Origin of the sequence: Streptomyces sp. NPDC060000 (genome assembly GCF_042737375.1) — a bacterium.
Classification (GTDB): domain Bacteria; phylum Actinomycetota; class Actinomycetes; order Streptomycetales; family Streptomycetaceae; genus Streptomyces.
Genome location: NZ_JBHWUU010000013.1, coordinates 55,751 through 75,008, shown reverse-complemented (window position 1 = coordinate 75,008; position 19,258 = coordinate 55,751). Strand labels below are relative to the sequence as shown.

Below are 19,258 nucleotides of genomic sequence, written 5' to 3'. Positions count from 1 at the left end.
TGTCAGTGGGTGGTGAGCATGCCCTCGCGGAGCTGGGCCAGGGTGCGTGACAGCAGCCGGGAGACGTGCATCTGGGAGACGCCGAGCCGTTCGCCGATCTGGGCCTGGGTGAGTTCCTCCACGAACCTCCAGTGCAGGATCCTGCGCGCGCGCTCGTCGAGGTCGGCGATCATCGGGGCGAGTGCGTGGAAGTCCTCCACCAGTTCCAGCGCGCCGTCGTCGTTGCCGATGAAGTCGGACAGGGACGACTCGCCGTCCTCGCTGTTGTTGATGGCGGCGTCCAGGGAGGAGGAGCGATAGCCGTTGGAGGCCAGCCGCGCCTCGATGACTTCCCTTTCCTCCAGGTTCATCAGCTGGGCCAGCTCCGCCACGGTCGGGGTGCGGCCCAGGCGGCTGTGCAGTTCCTCGGTGGCGCGCGCGAGTTGGACGCGGGCTTCCTGCAGGCGGCGCGGAACGTGCACGGCCCAGGTGGTGTCGCGGAAGAACCGCTTGATCTCTCCCACGATGTAGGGGATCGAGAAGGAGGTGAACTCCACCTCGCGGGAGAGCTCGAAACGGTCGATGGCCTTGATCAGACCGATCACGCCGACCTGGACGATGTCCTCCATCTCCTCCGGGTTCCGGCTGCGGAAACGGGAGGCCGCGTAGCGGACCAGGGAGATGTTCATCTCGATCAGCGTGTTGCGCGCGTACTGGTGCTCCGGCGTGCCCTCTTCCAGCACCGTGAGTTGCTGGAAGAACAGGCGGGTGAGCTCACGCGCGTCCTTCGGAGCCACCTTCGACGGGTCGGTCACCTCCGGCAGTTCAACGCACTTCACATCCGCCGTCGTCACTGCCGTATCCGTAACCATGTGTCCCTCCCCTGTCGGCCTTGCCGACACCGGCCCACCTCGACTCGCCACTGCCGCGCCTACCCCTTCCCCTCACCTTCATGCCTACTCCTTCCGTGATATCGACGGCCCCGCGCCCGCGAGGTGCCGAAGCGGACCTCGATCGACTGCGGCGAGCGGATCCAACCGAGCCGCGCCATCCAACCGAACTCAACCCTGCGCACACCGAGTCGCACGGCGTCTTGCCGGTCCGAGCGGCGGGACGTTGCCCCCCGGCCAGGTCGACCAGGTCTCTTTTGCCGATCACTGCGCCCAGTTGCGGTCGGTGCTTCGGCGGCCGTCCATGATGCCGGTGCGCACTACGAAGCTCGTCGTCGGATCGGGTGCGCCGGGCCGCGTTCGGTAGGGTGCCGGGGTGCTGGCTGTTTGGTCGGTGCCTTCCTGGGGGGATGAGCGAGACGAGGGACATGCCGGAACAAGCGATCCTGCCTGCGACAGCACCGAGCGAGCCCTTGGCCGTGTCGGTCGAGGCGGCGCGGATGGCGGCGGTACGCCGTTACGACATTCTCGACACTCCGCCGGACGGCGCCTACGACCGAGTCGCGGCGCTGGCCGCGCGGCTGTTCGAGGTGCCGGTGGCGACGGTGACGATCGTGGATGAGGACCGGATCTGGTTCAAGGCCGCGCACGGCCTTGAAGGTGTCAGCGAGATCGGCCGGGATCCGGGCCTGTGCGCCTCGGCGGTGCTGAGTGATGACACCACCGTCATCCCCGATACTTTGCTGGACCCGGTCGCCTGCTCCAACCCGCTGGTCGCCGGCCCGATGGGGGTGCGGTTCTACGCCGCCGCTCCGATCATCACCGCCGACGGGCACCGCCTGGGCACGGTCAACGTCCTTGACACCCGCCCTCGCGAGATCAGCGAGGCCGATGCCTCCACCCTCGGGGACCTGGCCGCGGTGGTGCGTGACCAGCTGGAACTGCGACTGTCGGCGTTGCACGTGATACGCGCCGAGCAGGAGAAGCGTCAGGCGGAGGAAGAGGCCCGGCAGCGTGCGGAGCGGGACAAGGCGGCCATCGCCGCGTTCGCCTCCACCCTGCAGCGCACCCTGGTGCCTCCCGCGCTGCCCGCGGTACCCGGGCTTGAGCTGGCCTGCCACTACAAGACCGCCTCCCCGCAGGAAGTGGGCGGCGACTTCTACGACGTCTTCCCAATCGCCGGAGGCCGGTGGGCGTTCTTCCTGGGCGATGTGTGCGGCAAGGGCGCCGAAGCCGCCTCGGTCACCTCACTGACCCGCTACACGCTGCGGGCCGCAGCCCTCGTCGACGCGGACCCCACGGCCGCGCTCAAAGCCCTGAACACCGCGCTGCTGCTCGACGCGGCGGTTGGCACCCGCTTCTGCACCGCCGTCTTCGGCCTGCTCGATCCGGCCCGGGACGGCGGTTTCACGGTCACGCTGGCCACCGGCGGTCACCCGCCCGCCTACCACCTCAGCCCTGCCGAGGGCGGCGGTGTACGGGTCGAGGCGGCCCGCGCCAAGGGCGGCATGCTGGTCGGCGCGTTCGCCGAGGCCGCCTTCGCCTCACTCACCCTGCACCTGGCACCCGGCGAGGGACTGCTGCTGTACACCGACGGGCTGACCGAGGCCCGCACCGTCGATGGCCACATGCTCGCCGATACCGGCCTTACCGACTTCCTTGCCCAGCGACCGGCACCGGTCAGGGCCGGCGCCCTGATCGACGACACCGTCGCCCTCCTGGACACACTCCCCGACACCGAACGCGACGACGTGGCGCTGCTGGCCCTGTCCGTCCCCACCGCGGACGCCGCTCCCGCCGGCATCACTACCACCGCTCACAGCGCCGCCGCCCCGACCGCACCCGCCGACGCCTCCGTCGGGCAGGAGATCCGACGCCCATGACCGACGCATTCCACATCGACGTCCCGCACACCGACGGCGCCCTGGCCGTGATCGCACTGTCCGGTGAATTCGACATCGCCGCCGCACCCGCCGTGCGGGCCCGCGCCCTGGAACTCATCGCGGCCGGACACGCAGACCTGGTCGCCGACCTGTCGGGGGTCACGTTCTGCGACTCCTCAGGGCTGGGAGCCCTCGTCGGCATCTGGCGCTGTGCCAAGGACACCGACGGATCCCTGACCCTGGCGGCCATCCCCGACCGGCTGAGCCGGCTGCTCAGCGTCACCGGGATGGACACCTTCCTGCCCGCCTACCCCAGCGGCGAGGCCGCGCTCGCCGCCCGCCAGGGCGATCGCACCACCGCCTGAAAACCCTCGCTCGCAGGAGTGGCATCAGCGGGCTTGCCTGGCACAGCCCAGCCGTACAGCCAGGCGCGCGGGGGCATGGCGAAGCGCGCGCCGCGACCGACCACTGGTCGCGACGCGCGCTCATCCGCTCCGTCACAGCCCCTCACCGACGGGCGGTAGGCGTCGTCCGACCTCTTGAAGACGACACACCACGTCTGTCTGGCGGTGACGTTGTCGTGGGTCCGGTCGTTACGCAGTCCATGACGAGGAGTTCGTGAGTCTTCGCGGGTGCCGTCGAGAGGGCTCTGCTGGCGGCCACGGCGCCGATGCCCGCTGACGCCGCCCGGCACGACGACGCCCTGAGCGGTGGTCCGGGCGGCGGTTCGGCACTCAGGCGGTGGGACGGGAATGCACGCTCACGGCGTAGCCTCCGCCTGGACGGTAAGGGTCGCCTGCCCAGGTGGCGAAGCGCTGCCGCAGCGTAAGTCCGGCCGCCGTGCACCAGTCGTCGAACTCCTTCAGTGTCACTGTCGGTTCCGGCAGTGGCAGGTGTTCGGCATCCAGTCCCATGCCGGTGATCAGCAGTCCGCCCGGGCGCAGTACGGCGGCAAGCTGCCGCACAACAGCTGGTTCGGTACCGGGTGCCAGCAAGGGGATGACGTTTCCAGCGGCGAGCGCCAGGTCGAAGCCGGGTTCCAGACCGAGGCTGTCCAGCTGTGCCAGGTCACCGTGCAGCCATTCTTGCGTGGGGGCTTCGCGGCGGGCGACGGCGAGCATGGAGCGGTCGACGTCCACGCCCGTGCAGAGGTGCCCCAGCTCGGCGAGCCGGATCGCGATCCGCCCGGTGCCGCAGCCGGCATCGAGTACCCGGGCGGCACGTGTCAGCAGCGCATCGCAGAAAGAGGCCTCGCCGTGGATGTCGTGACCCGATTCAGCGAGCCGCGCAAACCGCCGGGCGTACTCCTCTCCGGCTTGTCCGCCTGTCAGTTCCGCCCAGCGGTCGCCTTGGCTGCTCATGGTCTGCGTGCCTTCCGGTAGACAGGACGAGGACGGTGTCATCGCGCATTCTTCTTCCTCGCCGCCTCCGCCGAGGCGAGCAGCGCAACCCTAACCACGTCGACGCCGCAGACACCTGCTCGCCCACCCCGCCCCCCGGGGGGTGTAGCCCAGGTTCGGGTGCCCGAGGCCAGACAGCGTGGAGCTGCTGCTCCAGGTCGCGAGGAGAAGAACAGTGTCGCCCTGGCCTCCAACGAATCCTTCGGTGGCCGGACGAAGACCGGAACGGCCGGTCATGGACGGGGAGGAGCTGCTCGCCGACGGTGCGCTGTGGCACGGGCTGAGGGAGTACCAGGACATATCGGCGGGTGCGGCCCTCGCCCATGTGGTGGTAGCCGTCGGGGGCGATCCGGCCGACCTGGCGCGTTCGGTCGCCGAGCTCCTTGGCGGGGCGCTCGCCGCGCTGCTGCCCTCCGGGGAGGGCGCGAAGCGACTGGACCTGGCGGGGCGGGGCCGGAGTTGGCAGGCCGGCTGTTGAACTGGTGCTGGTGCTGGTGCTGGTGCCGGTCCGCCCGCAGACCGGAGAGGTGTGGCAGCCGAGCAGCGGTGCGGTGGCCGTGCCCGTGGAGGCCGCGTTGTGGGCCGAGCCGGCTTTCCTTGCCCAGCGGATGCGGTTGCCGGTGATCGGCGGGCTTCCGGAGATGGCCATCGAGGCAGGGGTGACCGGTCCGGCGGCTGCTTGGCCGGTGCTGACCTGGTCACGGACGGCTGACGGGCCACGTGCGCTTCTTGGATTGGGTCGTGTCCTGTCGCTGGACGCCAGGACGGGCTGGCGGGGTGTCAGTCGTGGCAGTTGGAGTAGGTAATGCCGTTGCCGTTGCCGTCGGCGTTGTTGGCGGGCTTGGTGATCTTTGTTTGGCGGCGGTGCGGATGCCGTTGCGGAGCGGGCGCATAGGATCACCGGCATGGCGCTGCGACCTGTTCAGGTGAACATAAAAGCTCTTGATGCCTCGGCGGTCGGCCGGTTCTGGGCGGAGGCGCTCGGCTGGAGTGCTTACAGCCCCGGCGTGACCACCTACGTCGGACCCGTCGGCGGCCTCGTTTGGCCGGACCCGGTCGCTGTCTGCGTCGATGTCGTTCCCGTCCCGGAACCCAGGACAACAACGAAGAACCGTGTCCACCTCGATCTCGCCACCACTTCCGCGGCCCATCAGGCGGAGTTGGTCGCACGCCTGAAGGCTCTCGGTGCGACGCCGGCCCACGTGGGGCAGGGCAACGTGCCGTGGACGGTCCTCGCCGACCCGGAGGGCAACGAGTTCTGCGTGCTGGAGCCTCGGGAGATCTACCGGGACACCGGGCCGATCGCCGCGGTGGTGGTCGACTGCGCGGATCCGCGCGCCATGGCCCGGTTCTGGGACGAGGCGATGGACTGGACCCTGCATGAAGTGACTGACGATCATGCGTCGTTGCGCTCCGCCAGGGGTGTCGGCCCGTATCTCGAGTTCCTCCGCACGCCCGACGCGAAGACCGTGCCAGACCGCGTCCATCTTGACCTGCTGCCGAGCCCCGGTGACGACAAGGCAGCGGAGGTGGCCCGGCTGCGGGCCCTCGGCGCCACCGACCTCGACCTCGGCCAGGGCGACGTCCCGTGGACGTGCCTGGCCGATCCGGAGGGCCACGAGTTCTGCGTCCTCGCCCTGTCCTGACGCGGAGCCTCAACGACACCCCGACATGTGAGCCCTGTCTGCTCATGTGCCATGGCCCGGGGTGGTCGGTTGGGCTCCGGCGTCTCAGCCGATCCGGGCGGCGGGAGCTTGCGTGTCGGGGGCGACATCAGCTCGCTCGCCGACCACAACACGCGAGTCGCGACTCGCCGACTGAAGCGCTCAAGGCCCGGCTCCGCGCCGCCGAACCGCGGCCCGCGCGGTGAGGTGACCGGCAAGGTGCACCCGTCGGCGGCCCCGGTCGGCGCCCGTTGTCCTCGTCCCTGGCCCCCGTCAGGCCGCTCGTCCCTGGCCCCCCGTCAGGCCACTGGCCCTGGCTTCCGTCAGGCCACTGGCCCTGGCCCCGCCAGGCCCGCTGCGAGACCACGCCCCTGCAGGCCCGGGCCCGGCAGCCCGGGGCTGCGGGGCTGCCGGGGAAGGTGAGGGCGTTCGGGCTGCCTGCGTCAGTTGGGCTGCAGCTTCACGCAGCTGTCCCGGTTTCCGACGTGGCAGACGAAGAGGCTGACATCAGCCACGTCGCTGGCCTTGTTCGACAGATCGTTGAGCCGGTGGTAGTCGCCGTCGCTGGCCCAGGACGAGCCGTTCCACTTCGTGTACTTGGTGTAGAGGCCCTCGCTGTTCGAGTCGGCGGAGCACCTGTCCGAGACCAGGATGTCCCAGTCGGTCTTGTAGGCCTGCTTGCCGTTGTACACGGTGGTCGCGTACCAGTGGTACGTGCCTTGAGCGACACCGCAACTGTCTCTGGTGATGCCGTAGTAGTTACCGCCCGAGGCATGGGCGGGAGACGCTACGGCCCCCATAGCGAGAGCGGCCCCCAGTGCCGCACCGGCGGTCAGGGCGTGACGAATGCGCATGGATCTCCTTCTGGGCAATGTGTGGCCGGGATGCGGGAGCGGCTACGTCTTGCCAGCGGTGGGGCGGACGGTCGTCCGCCCCACCGGCCCCCGTCCCCGTTGTCCGACAGCCGCCGGGATCGGCCCCGTTTGTGCGGGTGCTGTGTGTTTCGCCGGCCGTAGCGATGATTCGTTTCCGGCCGGGCACCACAGAGTCTGCTGACCGCCTGCGGGCCGGAACAACGGCAAACGGCTGTCCCGGACAGGCGGGGGCTGTCCGGACTGGTCAGGACGTTGTCCGGATCACGTCCCGGACAGCGGGCCATGGCGGAAACCGCTGGTTCCCTTTCGGCCGACGCCACAGCAGGATGGTCTTCATGGGGAACCTGGGGGAGTTGTCGCCGTACGAAGCCCGAGACGCCGCCGGTTTCGTCGAGTCGATGCAGCAGCTCAAGAAGCGTTCGGGACTGACGTATCGCGCACTGGAGGAGCAAGCCGCCCGAAACGGTGACGTACTGGCGCGCAGCACGCTGGCCGACATCCTGAGACGCACCAGCCTGCCGCACCCCGACCTGCTGGCCGCGTTCGTCCGCGCCTGCGGAGACGGACACCGGGTCGGCGCCTGGCTGGACGCCGGCAACCAGGTGCGGCGACGGCTGGCCGAAGAAGCCGACAGTGCCCCCGGCCCGTCCCCGCAACGCCTGGATCAGCGCACCCAGACCGGTGACCCGGCCCTCGTCCACACCTCGCGTGAGCCACTGGGGCCAGAGCCTGTCGTGCCACGAAGCACCGCCGTGCCACTGCTGCCTTCTGCGCGTCCCGGCACGATCAGGCTTCTGCACGGCCGTACTGCCGAAACGCGGACGCTGTCCCGGATCCTCGATGACGCTGCGAACGGGACGCAACACATCACCGTGCTCAGCGGCGAGCCGGGGATAGGGAAGAGCCACTTGCTCCGGTGGCTGGAGCAGCAGGCCAGAACTCGTAACTTCGCGGTACTGGTCGGGCGCTCCACGGAGTTCGAGCGCGTCCCCTACGGGGCCTTCGTGGACGCCTTGGACGACGCTCTGAGCGTGGCGGACCAGGCGTTGCCGGAGAAGATCGGAAGTGCGGCACTCGATCTGCTGCAGGCCGTGTTTCCGGCCCTGTCCGGACGAACGGCCGGCGGGGAACGAACGATGCCGGCCGAACGCTTCCGCGTGCACCGAGCGGTACGCGCCCTGCTGGAGGTTCTCGGCAGCGGCGCAGGCCTCGCACTGCTTCTCGATGATCTGCACTGGGCCGACCAGGGCACCATCGAGCTGGTCGACCACCTGGTGCGTCATCCGCCGGCGCTGCCTTTCGTGCTGGCGATCGCGCACCGGCCCCGCCAGACGTCCGCCCGGCTGACCGCCAGTCTGGCCCGCGCCGAGGCGTCGGGCCTCCTCGTGGGCCTGGAACTGGGCCCCCTGTCCCCGGCCCATGCGGCCGGCTTGCTCGGGGTGGAGGTGAGCGGCTGGCGTCGCGATCTTCTCTACGCCGCCAGCGGAGGCAACCCGTTGTACCTCCAGGCGCTTGCCCGCCGGTCAGGAGCGGAGGCGCTGGCGCCCCGCTGTGACGGGGCCACAGCGGTTGGCGACGATATCCCGGCGTCCATCCGCGGCGCGCTCCTCGAGGAACTCGAAGGCGCTTCACCCCTGGCCCGGGCGGTGATACGCGCCGCAGCCGTGCTGGGGGACCCTTTTGAAGCGGAACTGGCGGCAGCCGTCGCCCAGAGAGGCGAAGAAGACGTCGCGGCCGCTCTGGACGAGCTGGTGGAGCGCGATCTCGTGCGTGAGACGGGCCGCGGCTCCCGTCTGATCTTCCGCCATCCCCTCGTCCGCTCCACCGTCCTGCACCAGACGGGTGCCGGCTGGCGTCGGGCCGCGCACGCACGAGCCGCGGGTCAGCTGGCCGCTCGCGGTGCCGAGCCGACAGTTCAGGCCCTGCACGTGGCGAAATCGGCCCGTCCTGGCGACCCGCGGGCCATCGCCGTACTGACAGCGGCGGCGCATCAGATGCTGCCCGTGGCACCGGCCACCGCCGCACACTGGACCGCCGAGGCTTTGCGCCTGCTGGGACCCGACGCCTCACGGCACCCGGACCTATGGCTCCTTCAGGCCCACGCGCTGTGTACGGCAGGACATCTGCACAAGAGCCTCGACGTCCTGGACGAGGCACACTCCCTGCTACCCCCCGAGGCGCACAGGGATCGGGCCCGCACGGTCGAGGCCCTCGCCACGGCACAACGCCTCCTGGGCCGCTACCACGAGGCAACAGCACTCCTGGAGCAGGAGACACTCCGCTGCAACGACCTGCCGTCCGCTCTGACCACGGCCCTGTACGGCCAGCTCGCCGCAGTCAGACTGTGCGCCCGGGACTTCACCGGTGCCACCGTGTGGGGGGTACGCGCGATGCGTCTGGCCGAAGCGTCCGGTGACCCCGTACAGACCACGGTGATCAACAGCCTGTTGGCACTGGCGTACACGTCTGTGGGAGACATGCGCCAGGGTGGCAGTCACCTGAGCCTCGCGCACCAGGGGCTGGGCACTTCTGCCTTCGACGAGCGTCGGGCGGGGGAGTACCTGGATGCGCTTCTGGCGGCCGGATGGGCCAACATACTGCAGGAACGCTTCGAGGAAGCCTTGCGTCACTTCGACCGCGGGCTGGCGGTCTCCCGGCGAACCAGCCACAGCCACCTGCTCACCGACCTGCTCACCGGAGCCGCCTACGCCTCTCTCTGGCTCGGCCGGCTCGAGCAGGCAGGCCGGTATGCCGAGGACGCCATGGACGCGGCCGCACTGACCGCGAGCGCCGAACCCCGGTCCATGGCCCTGGCGGTGAACGCCGCCGTCACGCTGTGGGCCGGCAACTTCACCACGGCCCTCGAGGACTGCGAGAAGGCCATGGCCGAAGCCGGAGACGCCGTCGGCGGCTCGTTGGCCCTGGCCATGCTCGGCCAGGCCCGCCTGCTCGACGGTGACCCCGCGGGGTGTGTGCGAGCAGTGCTCCGAGCCGGTGGTGGACCGGATCTGGCGGAATTCGAAGCCTCAGTGCGAGCGCTGTGGTTCCGCTTGCTGGCCGCAGCCGAGGCCGCTCGGGCCGACACCCGGGCCGCCGCCCACTGGGCCGACCGCGCGGCAGCGGCCGCCGCTCCCACCGGACTTCGGGGGCAAAAGGGGTTTGCACTTCTCGCGTGGGCCGAGGCCCATCTGACCGTGTCACCCGGTCCTGCCGGACAAGCGGCCCTCAATGCCTCGTACGCCTTTCACGACGCCCGCATGCCGCTCTACGAAGCCCTTGCCCGCACGACGGCCGCCACCGCGCTGACAACCACCGGTCAACCGACCGCGGCAGCAGCCGAGGCACAGCACGCAGCGGCGCTCTTCTCCAGATACGGAGCCCTGAGCTCGCCCTGACCGGCCCGGGCCCCCTGCCGTCGGGAGCCCGAACGCCTGCGGCTGCGCGGTTCTACGCCGACGGAGAGGCGGATCGCATCTGGGAGAAGCGGGCCGAGCAAGGCTCAAAACCTCACAGCAGCACACTTCACTGGATGATTCGCCCAAGACCTGGGTCTGGATGGACCCCGCTCCACAGGCACAGGCGCCAGGCAGCTCCCCGGCCGTCGGCTCCTGGTCCGCGTCACACCCGCAAACCCAGCCGGGTGTGGCTCTCTCGTAGTGACCTGCTCGGTCAAGCGGTGAGGGCGTATCCGTCCTGGTGGCGGGCCTGCCGAGTGCGGAGATGTTCTTGTTCGATGTGGTGAAGCAAGTACTCCTCGAACTCTCCGTTGATGATCACGGCGCGGAGCGGGAGGAGGGCTTCGGCACCCTCGACGCTCCACCGGGATCCGGTGATGTCGAAGCGGTCCGCCGGCCATGCCGTGACGGCCCACGGCTGCACGCGGTAGGCCGTCACGGCTGGTCAGAACCTCTCAGTGGCAGGCTCGTAGCGGCTCCTCGCCACAGCGGGGGTGCCTGCCCAACCACCCTGGACGGCGCGATCTGCTCCGTCTACGGCTTCAGCAGTTGTAGTTGCCCCGCTGCTGGAATTGGGCCTGGCCTGATGGAATCCTGACCTTGAGGCAGCCTCCGGCGCTGTAGTACCGGTTTGCCGCGATAGACAGGACGGCCGAGGTCAGTCCGAGAATTCCGCAAGCAGCAATGCCGATCACGCTCGTCCTGAGGATGCCTGCGCAGAAGCTGAAGACGGCGGTGGCGAGGTAGCCGGCGTCCCGGGCATTTGCGGTCTCGGAACGGTTCAGGTAGATCGTGCCGCAGAGATGCCACCAGCATGTCCACTTCCACCTGGGATCAGCCACCACGGGAAATGTCGGTGAGACGGTGGCGCCCGAGGTGTTGGTGACCGGCGCGAGGTTCACGTGGAGAGTCAGTGTGTTGCCGTTGACGGTGTAGGTCGCCGGCCAGCTGACGCCCGCCGCGTCCGTGGCCCAGGGCTTCTCGATGATGGCCAGCTGAGCGGCCAGGGTGTTCCCGTCCGCGTCGGTGGACTCCTTGACGATGCTGACGGCCCCGTCGTCGTCGTCGTCACCGGCGACCATTTTGGCACCACTCGGCATGGTCACCGGGAAGTCGAAGGATGTCGGCGATGAGCTGCCGTTGAGGGTGACCAGGGCTCGGAAGCCGCCGTCGTCCGTGGGCTGGACCGCGGTGGAGTATCCGCTCTGGGCACCCGCGTAGACGACGGTCCCGGTCGCCGACCGCGTTCCGGTCCCCGTGGCGGGAAGTCCGACGGTGACAGTTCCGGAGCTGGTGGTCACCGAGACGCCGGAGGACGCCGTCCTCGGTACGGTGACGGTGCCGGTCCCTGTGTCGTCGGTGCAGGAGGAGACGGTGACATTGCTGGCGTCACTGGTGGTCTTCTGGTTGATGTCGGTGACGCCGGTGACCTTCTCGATGGTGGCGGCGGTCGTTCCGGGGGTGGACGCGGTACTGGTGTCGGGGTTGCCGAAGTAGCTGTAGGCGTCGACCGAGACGGTGACGGGCGAGGCACCGGTGTTACTGAGCACGACCTGCCCGGCGCAGCCGACGCGCGCTGTGGTGAAGGTGCTGACCGGGGTGTTGGCCTGGTAGGCGACTGTGTTGTATCCCGCGTCGGTCAGTCCGGCCGAGGAGACGGTGAGCAGGCCAGCGTCGGCGCTGGTGGCGGTGAGGTTGAGGCCGACCGCTGCGGGCTTGGACGTGGGGATGCCGCCTTGGCCGAGCACGGGTAGGGCGTACTTGTCGCCGGCGGCGATGGTGACGTTGTCGGCGATCCGGGCCGGGGTGAGCGCGTGGGTCAGCGCGCCGGCGGCGGTGTTGGAGAAGTACCCCGTGGCTGCGACCGAGATGGTGACTGGGCTGGAGCCGAAGTTGTTGATGTTCACGATGCCGGAGCCGTTGGCGTCCAGCAGGGTGTTGGCACCGATCTTGGCGATCGCGAAGTTCTGGGCGGGGGTGTTTGCCGCGTAGTCGAGGGTGGCGTCGGCGGGGGTGATGTCGCCGGCGGCGTAGACCCGGACGGTTCCGGTCCCGGAGCTCAGCGCGGCGACCGACAAGGAGACTGCCTGGACCCCGAGGGCCGGGATCGGCCCGTTGTCCAGTGGCGACATCCGGTAGGTGGAGTTCGGCGCGATCGTGACATTGGTCAGGATCTGGGTGGGCGCGACCGGCACGTACGTGCTGCCCGTCGTGGACGAGGAGGTGAGGAAGGTGTAGCCCTGGTTGTCCAGGTACACCCGGGCAGTGGAGGACCCGGTGTTGACCAGTTTGATCCTGCCGTCCGCGCCGACTTTGCTGATCACCAGGTTCGCTCGGTAGTTCGCGGTCCCGTAGCTCAGTGCGGTCGCGGTGGGCTCGGTCTCGTTACTGGCGTACACCTTCAGCGATCCGCTGCCGGTCTCGCCCTCGGCACTGAGGTTGAGCGCCACCGAGGCGAGGTTGGAGGAGGGCAAAAAGCCCTGGCCCGCAACGGCGACCGTGGTTGTGCTGTTCGGTGCCACCACCACGTTGTCCATGATCCGACCACGGTTCAGGTACCACTGCCCCGCAGGGGAAACCGACGCGGCAGCCTGCGCGGAGGTGGCCGGCGCCGCCAACGGCACGAGCACAGCGGCGGCCAGGCTGGCCACCGTCGCCAGCCAAGCAACCCCTCGGCGGCTGCCGAGAGGTCTGACCGGTTGCATGGCCGCCATGGCAGCACGCATCCATTTCCGTCTACGTCGAACGGTCACGTGAATTCCCCTCAAGAGGGCGGACGGAACCAGAGGCGCCGCCGCCGGTCAGATCGGACCGCTCCGGAGACGGGCGATCGCGGATTGTGGTTTTGATCCCATCCAAAGCAGAGCCCGCCCGAGGCGTTGTCGCCGTGGGTGAAAGTTAGCTGGAGGGGCCGTTGCCTCTCGTCCAACCGTGGGTTGAACTGCGCCTGCAACCAGGGTGGTTGGCGGTGTACAACCTGGGGTGTAGCTGGGGTGGAAAGCCCACTCCCGGCTCCGCATCCCGGTGCCCAGCACCAGTCCTCCAGCGCGTACGCACACCCCGAGTTGGGTGCGGCGCTTCGGTAGGGAGGGGTGAGCTGGGAGTTCGGCGCTGAGGCTGTGGTCTTGGGAATGCTGCTTCTACGGGTCTTCTTCCTCACCGCGTCCGCCGCGGCCATCGGCGTCAGGCTCGGCGCGGACACCACCGCAGTCGTCATCGTCGTCATCGTCTGGGCCGCGCTCATGGCCCTGCTGCCCGTCCTGCTCGTCTACAGCCGACGTCACAGAGCCAAGCACACCGCCCAGCTGCAGGCCGTCGGGTTCACGCCGGTGACCGACCCCGACGGGCGGCTGCGGTAAGTGCCGCCGGGCGGGCAGCTTCCCGGACATGGCAATCCGTTCGCCGGAGGGGCGGGCGAGTCAGAGGGACGCTTCGTGGGTGTCGTTCAGCCGTTCCCATCGATTCCGCAGACGGCGCGCACCCGGAGTTCGATCTCCAGCCGCGCCCTGTACAGCCCGCGAGCCCCGGACCGACGCGACTGAGCGTCGCGTTGGCCATCCAGCGTGACAGTTGACACCTTGAGTGCCGTAACTGGCCGTAGCCTCAGGCGCTATGGATGATGTGAAGATCGTTGTTGAGCGTCGGTACGCTCCGGACCCGATCGACTACGAGCGCCTCGTCTCACTCGTCGAGTGCACCGGCGAACGTGTAGTACTCACCGATGCCGACGTGCCGGTGAGTGTGCTGTTGCCGGCGCAGGCGGTGGCTGAACTGGAGCACTGGGCCCGCACCGACTACCCCATACCCGCAGCGATACCGCAGGAAGAGGAAGACGAAGAGGAAGACGCGAACGAGGCGACGTGGGACGTCGGCCGGCTCCGAGCCGAGCCGTTGGCCGGCCGCAGGAGTGCGGAACCTACACCCGGTACGTGCGCGCTGACGGCAGTCGCGTGAGTTTCGCCCGGGGCGGCACGGTGGTGGCGGTGCAGCTGACCGCCGACGAGGCGGCGTGGCTCAGGGAGAAGGCCATGCACTCGCGTCAGGGATTCATGGACCCCAAGCAATCGGCGGCATTCGAAGAATTCCTGGCCCGACAACCCTCGGTGGGCACCACATCGTACGCAAGCCCGCATCCCCCAGCGCCTCGTCAGTGACGTGGGCGTCTCGCGCGAGCAGGGGACCAGGCGCCGCTCGTGTCGCTGCTGCCGGGGTGGCGGTGATGTCGCCGGCGGACGCGCCCCTGGTCGACGACGCCAGGCGGCGGGCTGTGTGAGTGGCTGTTGTCGTTCCGATCTTGAGCGGTGTTGGCCGAACAGAATTCTCGATCGGGCGACTTCGGTGGGTGCTGGGCAGAGCGTCGGCGACAGCGCCGCCGCTGAGTCCCATGCCTGGCACCCCGTCGGTCACGCCTGCACCCAGCAGCGTTGCCCGGCGACGTCGGCTAACAGGCCGCACTCGACGGCTCCTTGGAAGCAATTGAACGACAACTAAGGTTCACATGTCCTTGTGCGTTAACTAAGGTTGTCACATGTCCTCATGTGAGATCACTCCCGAAGAACAGGTCGAGCTCGACAAGGCTCTCTACGATGCCCTCAACCCACTCGCCCGGGCTTTGCGCTCCCGCGCGTCGGGGCTGTCCGAGGATCACATGTGGGAGGCGGACCCCGTCGAGGTGACGCTGTCCGTACTGGCCGGCTGGAAGGTGATCGACACGGCAGTCAAACGGCTGACGGCGATCGCGGCAGGCACTGCCGGGTCCTACGGCGCGAGCTACGAACAGATGGGTGCCGTGTGGGGCATTACCCGCCAAGGCGCTCGCAAGAAGTGGCCCGAAGCCGTCAGCCGCCCGGTGACCACAGCGGCGCGGACGAGCACCACACTCGAATTGTGCGGCGGAACGGCCGAACTGAAGCAGGAGCCCTCGTCCGGCCGCTGGCGATGGAGCGGCAAAGGCGCGGACGCAACGCATGGGGCGGCCGAAGCCGGCACCTGTTATGCGACGAAGGAGGAGGCCGCAGCCCATGCAGGGGCCTTCTTGAAGGAGCATGCCCTGGGCGGGCCCAAGTAGCCGTTGTCGCTCCGATCTTGAGCGATGTCCGTCGAACGGGAGTCTCGATCGGGTGGTCGCAGGGTGCTCGGCGCATACGAGCAGGGCCTCCTGAACAGCTCGTTGGTGTCGAATCACCGAGCAACATCAGGAGGCCCTGGTGCCGCAGTGTTCCGTGTCGATGGGCGGGCAGTCCAGTTCCGTCCCGCTGGAGTGTGACTGTCTGGCTCACCGGTTCGGAAACTCCGCCGACGACGGGACACGGCTCCCGTGCTATCCGACGGACATGACGGACACGGGGTGGGCGGCGGTGAGGCCGTTGCTTCCAGTGTGCTGGGAGGCGTTCCTGACGCCCACGGTGTACGGCGGAGTGCCGGCGCTGCGGGCGGCGTTCGCCAACTGGCGAAACTCACGGGTGGATCGGGAGCGGGTGCTTCAGGCGCTCACTTCGACACGTCCCGGATGAGCGGCACCGGGCCCCGCTGTTGCGGGAGTTCACGGCGGGTGCGGACCGGGGAGAGGAAGACGGGCAGGAAGTTCACCGCAAGCAGCACGGCGCCCACCCAGAGGGCGACCCGCACTCCGGCCAGTTCGCCGATCAGGCCGGAGACGGCGGCGCCCACGGCCAGTGCACCGGTCAGAACGAAGCGGAAGGTGGCGTTCATACGGCCCAGGAGGGCGTCCGGGGTCATCCGCTGACGCAGGCTCACGCCGAGGACGTTGTCCACGCCGGTCTTGAGCAGGGTCAGTACCCAGGCCGCCCCCGCGATCCACAGCCAGGGGCCCCGGCCGATCAGGGGAACGAGCAGGGCCGCGGGTGCCAGGACCGCTCCGGTGAGGGCGAGCGCACGGCCGTACCCGAGGCGTCCGGCCAGCGGGCGGGCACACCGGGCACCGAGCAGCAGACCGAGCCCGCCCGCTGCCCAGAACATCCCCAACGCGCCTGCCGACAGCCGTAGTTCGCGGACGAACAGGATGGGCAGCATGGTGGTGACGATCTGTGAGCCGAAGTTGCTGAGGGCGGCGGTGAGCGCGAGCGCGCGCAGTTCCCGGTCGCCCAGGACATGCCGTACGCCCTCCGCGATCTGGGCGCCCAGCCGGGTCCCGGGCGCCGGTCGGGGCGTGTCGTCACTCCGCCGGAGTGCCAGGAGCTGGAGTGCCGAGGCGAGGTAGGCGCCCGCCGCCCAGAGCACGGCCACGGGCGCCGTGAGCAGTTGGACGAGTCCGCCACCCGCGCCGCGTCCCGCGATGCTGCCCGCGGCTTGGAGGCTCACGACTGCCGTGTTGGCCCGTATTAGGGTGGCTCGGCCGACCACATGGGGCAGCACGCTCTGCGAGCCCACGTCGAAGAACACGGTCGCACACCCGTTGAGCAGGACCACCGCGTACAGGTGGACGAGGGTGAGCGCGTCGGCCTGCCAGGCGACGGGTACGGAGGAGAACAGCACGGCCCGCGACAGGTCCGCTCCGATCAGGATGCGGCCGTGGCGCATCCGGTCCACCCAGACCCCGGCCGGCAGGCCGATGAAAAGGAACGCGACCGTGCTCAGCGTGGCCAGGGCGCCGACCTGTCCAGGACTCGCGTCGAGCGCGGTCACCGCGACGAGAGGCACGGCGACATAGCTCACGTTCGTGCCGAGTTGGCTCAGTGCGCTGGCCGAGAACAGGACGCGGAAGTCGCGGACGCGCCAGGGTGAGGGGGTCGGCTGTGTGGCGGTCGGCCGTGTGGGAGTCTGCACGGTTGCACGCTGCCCGACGCTCTGTGGCAGGACAAGTGAAAAGATCTACAGGGGTGGTTAAGCGCCCCTACCACGTCAACAGGGCCGAGATCGTGCGGGTATGACCGCGTCCTCGCAGCAACTCCCCCCTTCTCGGTGTCGTCGTCGGCGCCCTCGGCCCGGCTCGCATGTCGCGGTCGTGCGCAGTGACCGGGCACGGTTTCAGGCGCGAGAGGGCGGCCCGTCGGGAGGGGTGGCGGCTGGCGGTCCGGCGCCCCGGCGGTGGGTGCCTTGTCCAGCGGGCCGGGAGGATGCCTGGGTGGGGAGGCGGAACTCGGATGTGTGGAATGCGCCCCCTCGGCAGCGCGGGCGCGGGGAGTGGTTCGAGTCGGCGATGGCAGAGCTGAAGGACGAGGTCCATGCACCACTGGACAGATAATCTCTGCGAAGATAATCTACGAACAGATCATCCAGTGAAGGGGACCACACATGTGGGAATACGAGCACGGCATCGAGACCAGCGCCACTCCCGAGGCGATCTGGCAGCTCTGGGCCGACGTCGAGAACTGGGGTACCTGGAACGCCGAGATCGAGAAGATCGAGATGAGCGGCCCGTTCGCGGCGGGCACGCAGATCAAAATGACGCCGCCCGGGGACGACCCGGTACTGCTGCGCATCGCCGAGGCGGTCGAAGGCGAACTGTTCGTCGACGAGGCCGGCTTCGACGGCCTGCTGCTGCGCACCACCCACCGGATCGACCGGATCGACCAGGACCGGATCCGGGTGGTGTACCGGATGGAGATCACCGGTACCGGCGCCGACGAGGCAGGCCCGCAGATCGGCCCGGGCATCACCGCCGACTGGCCCGACACGATGGCTTCACTGGCCGAGCGGGCTCTGGGCTGATGCCCCTCAGCCCCAGCGACAGCCCCGGGTTTCTGCTGTGGCATGCCACGCTGCGCTGGCAGCGCGACATCGCGGCGGCTCTGGCTCCGCTCGATCTCACCCATGTGCAGTTCGTGCTGCTCGCCTGCACCTGGTGGCTCAACACCCAGGGAGAGCATCCCAACCAGCTGGCCGTTGCCCGCCAAGCCGGCACCGACGTCAAGATGACCTCCCAGGTACTGCGCACCCTGGAACACAAGGGACTCATCGCGCGTGAAGTCGACCCGGCCGACACCCGCGCCAAACGGCTCCGCGTCACCGACGCCGGCGCCGCCCTGGCCCCACGCGCGATTGCCGCCGTTGAGAGTGCCGACGCACGGTTCTTCCAGCCGGTGCCCATCGACAACGCGGTAGCCCTGCTCGGCCGTCTGGCTCATCCCGAATCCTGATACGTGTGGCCGGCTGAGCCGCCAGTCGTCGCCGGGGCGGCCCTGTCCGGCGTCGGTGGAGGTCTCAGAACATCGCCTGGATGATCCCCACGGTGCGCACCAGGTGCGGCTCGGTGCGGTCGGCCCGGTGGGCTACGGCCAGCTCCACGCGCGCGTCGGCCCCGGCCAGCGGCAGGTAGGCGACGCCGTCGAGCGCCAACGCGGTCACGGGCTCGGGCACTACCGCGACGCCGAGGCCGCCGGCCACGAGCGTGACCAGCGTCGAGGTCTCGCCGACCTCGTGGCGGATGTGCGGCTCGACGCCGGCGTCGCGCAGGAGGCCCACTACGACGTCGTACATCACCGACCGGCGGCCGGCGGAGTGCACGATCAGGTCGGCACCGGCGAGGTCCGCGGCGCGCAGTCGTGACCTGCGGGCAAGGGGATGGTCGACGGGCACGGCGACCACGAGCCGGTCGCGGCGCAGGGTGTGGACGGTGAGAGAGAGGTCGGCCGCAGGGGGGCGCAGCAGTGCGACGTCGATTGCGCCGGTGCGCAGCGCCTCGACCTGGTCGGGCGCGAGCATCTCGCCGCGGAAGGAGAAGTCGACGCCGGGAAGCTCCTCCGAGAGCCGCCGCGACAGCGCGGGCAGGAGGCTGTACGTCGCCGAGCCCACGCACCCGATCGCGAGGTGGCCCACCGAACCGGCGGCGACGAGCCGTGCGTGCTGGGCGGCCTCGTCGACGTCGGCCAGGATCGCGCGCGCCCGCTCGAGGTAGGCCCGGCCGGCCTCGGTGACGTCGACGCGGCGCGTGGTCCGCTGGAGCAGTTCGACGCCGAGCTCGGCCTCGAGCTGGCGGATCTGCTGGGAGAGCGGCGGCTGGGCCATGTGGAGCCGCTCGGCGGCGCGACCGAAGTGGCGCTCCTCGGCCACTGCCACGAAGTAGCGAAGATGGCGCAGATCCATATGTTGTCCATATCAATCATCTTGGATATGTGTACTTCAGAATATCGCGGCCCGCGACTAGCGTCTC

General features: G+C 69.4%; 17 protein-coding genes. 10 read left to right on the top strand and 7 right to left on the bottom strand.

All coding sequences use genetic code 11. The features are described 5' to 3' along the window. Window positions 1-2 precede the first annotated feature (2 nt). On the bottom strand, window positions 3-851 hold the full coding sequence (locus ACFWBB_RS09870) for an RNA polymerase sigma factor SigF (protein ID WP_385268998.1): 849 nt from the start codon (window positions 849-851) through the stop codon (window positions 3-5). 428 nt (window positions 852-1,279) lie between these two features. Between ACFWBB_RS09870 and ACFWBB_RS09865 the strand changes: the two genes are divergently transcribed. Both ACFWBB_RS09865 and ACFWBB_RS09860 read left to right on the top strand, forming a co-directional pair. Beyond that, the gene (locus ACFWBB_RS09865; protein WP_385268996.1) at window positions 1,280-2,752 is read left to right on the top strand and encodes a PP2C family protein-serine/threonine phosphatase; all 1,473 of its coding nucleotides are present in this window, start codon (window positions 1,280-1,282) and stop codon (window positions 2,750-2,752) included. Then, window positions 2,749-3,117: an STAS domain-containing protein gene (locus ACFWBB_RS09860; protein WP_385268994.1), complete on the top strand. Its 369-nt coding sequence runs from the start codon at window positions 2,749-2,751 to the stop codon at window positions 3,115-3,117. The genes ACFWBB_RS09865 and ACFWBB_RS09860 overlap by 4 nt, the downstream gene beginning before the upstream one ends. 369 nt (window positions 3,118-3,486) lie before the next feature. Here the strand turns inward: ACFWBB_RS09860 and ACFWBB_RS09855 are convergent, their stop codons facing one another. After that, window positions 3,487-4,113 (bottom strand): class I SAM-dependent methyltransferase, encoded by a 627-nt coding sequence (locus tag ACFWBB_RS09855; protein ID WP_385268992.1) that lies wholly within the window; start codon window positions 4,111-4,113, stop codon window positions 3,487-3,489. 244 nt (window positions 4,114-4,357) lie between these two features. On the opposite strand from ACFWBB_RS09855, the gene ACFWBB_RS09850 reads away from it, so the two are divergent. After that, a complete protein-coding gene (locus ACFWBB_RS09850) occupies window positions 4,358-4,630 on the top strand; it encodes a hypothetical protein (protein WP_385268990.1) in 273 nt (90 codons plus the stop codon). Between the two features lie 427 nt (window positions 4,631-5,057). After that, window positions 5,058-5,798 (top strand): VOC family protein, encoded by a 741-nt coding sequence (locus ACFWBB_RS09845; protein WP_385268988.1) that lies wholly within the window; start codon window positions 5,058-5,060, stop codon window positions 5,796-5,798. A 461-nt stretch (window positions 5,799-6,259) separates the two neighbouring features. Here ACFWBB_RS09845 and ACFWBB_RS09840 read toward each other — a convergent pair whose 3' ends face one another. Then, window positions 6,260-6,670, bottom strand: a complete 411-nt coding sequence (locus ACFWBB_RS09840; RefSeq protein ID WP_385268986.1) for a hypothetical protein — start codon at window positions 6,668-6,670, stop codon at window positions 6,260-6,262. Between the two features lie 356 nt (window positions 6,671-7,026). Between ACFWBB_RS09840 and ACFWBB_RS09835 the strand changes: the two genes are divergently transcribed. After that, window positions 7,027-10,086 (top strand): ATP-binding protein, encoded by a 3,060-nt coding sequence (locus ACFWBB_RS09835; protein ID WP_385268984.1) that lies wholly within the window; start codon window positions 7,027-7,029, stop codon window positions 10,084-10,086. Between the two features lie 274 nt (window positions 10,087-10,360). On the opposite strand, the gene ACFWBB_RS09830 is transcribed toward ACFWBB_RS09835, so the two are convergent. Both ACFWBB_RS09830 and ACFWBB_RS09825 read right to left on the bottom strand, forming a co-directional pair. Continuing rightward, a complete protein-coding gene (locus ACFWBB_RS09830; protein ID WP_385268982.1) occupies window positions 10,361-10,585 on the bottom strand; it encodes a hypothetical protein in 225 nt (74 codons plus the stop codon). 103 nt (window positions 10,586-10,688) lie between these two features. Further along, window positions 10,689-12,683: a hypothetical protein gene (locus tag ACFWBB_RS09825; RefSeq protein ID WP_385268980.1), complete on the bottom strand. Its 1,995-nt coding sequence runs from the start codon at window positions 12,681-12,683 to the stop codon at window positions 10,689-10,691. 594 nt (window positions 12,684-13,277) lie between these two features. Here ACFWBB_RS09825 and ACFWBB_RS09820 point away from each other — a divergent pair. The 3 genes from ACFWBB_RS09820 to ACFWBB_RS09810 all read left to right on the top strand — a co-directional run bounded on the left by ACFWBB_RS09820 (window position 13,278) and on the right by ACFWBB_RS09810 (window position 15,214). Next, window positions 13,278-13,505 carry a hypothetical protein gene (locus ACFWBB_RS09820; protein WP_385268978.1) on the top strand — a complete coding sequence of 76 codons (228 nt, stop codon included), beginning with the start codon at window positions 13,278-13,280 and terminating at the stop codon, window positions 13,503-13,505. A gap of 253 nt (window positions 13,506-13,758) precedes the next feature. Beyond that, the gene (locus ACFWBB_RS09815) at window positions 13,759-14,100 is read left to right on the top strand and encodes a hypothetical protein (RefSeq protein ID WP_385268976.1); all 342 of its coding nucleotides are present in this window, start codon (window positions 13,759-13,761) and stop codon (window positions 14,098-14,100) included. A 574-nt stretch (window positions 14,101-14,674) separates the two neighbouring features. Continuing rightward, window positions 14,675-15,214 (top strand): hypothetical protein, encoded by a 540-nt coding sequence (locus ACFWBB_RS09810; protein WP_385268974.1) that lies wholly within the window; start codon window positions 14,675-14,677, stop codon window positions 15,212-15,214. Window positions 15,215-15,636: 422 nt separating this feature from the next. On the opposite strand, the gene ACFWBB_RS09805 is transcribed toward ACFWBB_RS09810, so the two are convergent. Then, complete coding sequence (locus ACFWBB_RS09805; RefSeq protein ID WP_385268972.1) at window positions 15,637-16,932, bottom strand: MFS transporter; 1,296 nt, start codon at window positions 16,930-16,932, stop codon at window positions 15,637-15,639. 468 nt (window positions 16,933-17,400) lie between these two features. Here ACFWBB_RS09805 and ACFWBB_RS09800 point away from each other — a divergent pair, with 468 nt between their 5' ends. Then, window positions 17,401-17,817, top strand: coding sequence for a polyketide cyclase (locus ACFWBB_RS09800; RefSeq protein ID WP_385268970.1), 417 nt, complete (start codon window positions 17,401-17,403; stop codon window positions 17,815-17,817). Then, the gene (locus ACFWBB_RS09795; protein WP_385268968.1) at window positions 17,817-18,245 is read left to right on the top strand and encodes a MarR family winged helix-turn-helix transcriptional regulator; all 429 of its coding nucleotides are present in this window, start codon (window positions 17,817-17,819) and stop codon (window positions 18,243-18,245) included. Before ACFWBB_RS09800 ends, ACFWBB_RS09795 begins: the two co-directional genes overlap by 1 nt. A 64-nt stretch (window positions 18,246-18,309) precedes the next feature. On the opposite strand, the gene ACFWBB_RS09790 is transcribed toward ACFWBB_RS09795, so the two are convergent. Further along, the gene (locus ACFWBB_RS09790) at window positions 18,310-19,191 is read right to left on the bottom strand and encodes a LysR substrate-binding domain-containing protein (protein ID WP_385268966.1); all 882 of its coding nucleotides are present in this window, start codon (window positions 19,189-19,191) and stop codon (window positions 18,310-18,312) included. Window positions 19,192-19,258 lie beyond the last annotated feature (67 nt).

What these genes read in the sequence shown, in the direction of transcription:
- ACFWBB_RS09870 (WP_385268998.1), bottom strand. Translation starts at nt 851, where the DNA reads ATGGTTACGGATACGGCAGTGACGACGGCGGATGTGAAGTGCGTTGAA.
- ACFWBB_RS09865 (WP_385268996.1), top strand. Translation starts at nt 1,280, where the DNA reads ATGAGCGAGACGAGGGACATGCCGGAACAAGCGATCCTGCCTGCGACA.
- ACFWBB_RS09860 (WP_385268994.1), top strand. Translation starts at nt 2,749, where the DNA reads ATGACCGACGCATTCCACATCGACGTCCCGCACACCGACGGCGCCCTG.
- ACFWBB_RS09855 (WP_385268992.1), bottom strand. Translation starts at nt 4,113, where the DNA reads ATGAGCAGCCAAGGCGACCGCTGGGCGGAACTGACAGGCGGACAAGCC.
- ACFWBB_RS09845 (WP_385268988.1), top strand. Translation starts at nt 5,058, where the DNA reads ATGGCGCTGCGACCTGTTCAGGTGAACATAAAAGCTCTTGATGCCTCG.
- ACFWBB_RS09840 (WP_385268986.1), bottom strand. Translation starts at nt 6,670, where the DNA reads ATGCGCATTCGTCACGCCCTGACCGCCGGTGCGGCACTGGGGGCCGCT.
- ACFWBB_RS09835 (WP_385268984.1), top strand. Translation starts at nt 7,027, where the DNA reads ATGGGGAACCTGGGGGAGTTGTCGCCGTACGAAGCCCGAGACGCCGCC.
- ACFWBB_RS09825 (WP_385268980.1), bottom strand. Translation starts at nt 12,683, where the DNA reads ATGGACAACGTGGTGGTGGCACCGAACAGCACAACCACGGTCGCCGTT.
- ACFWBB_RS09820 (WP_385268978.1), top strand. Translation starts at nt 13,278, where the DNA reads ATGCTGCTTCTACGGGTCTTCTTCCTCACCGCGTCCGCCGCGGCCATC.
- ACFWBB_RS09815 (WP_385268976.1), top strand. Translation starts at nt 13,759, where the DNA reads ATGGATGATGTGAAGATCGTTGTTGAGCGTCGGTACGCTCCGGACCCG.
- ACFWBB_RS09810 (WP_385268974.1), top strand. Translation starts at nt 14,675, where the DNA reads ATGTCCTCATGTGAGATCACTCCCGAAGAACAGGTCGAGCTCGACAAG.
- ACFWBB_RS09800 (WP_385268970.1), top strand. Translation starts at nt 17,401, where the DNA reads ATGTGGGAATACGAGCACGGCATCGAGACCAGCGCCACTCCCGAGGCG.
- ACFWBB_RS09795 (WP_385268968.1), top strand. Translation starts at nt 17,817, where the DNA reads ATGCCCCTCAGCCCCAGCGACAGCCCCGGGTTTCTGCTGTGGCATGCC.
- ACFWBB_RS09790 (WP_385268966.1), bottom strand. Translation starts at nt 19,191, where the DNA reads ATGGATCTGCGCCATCTTCGCTACTTCGTGGCAGTGGCCGAGGAGCGC.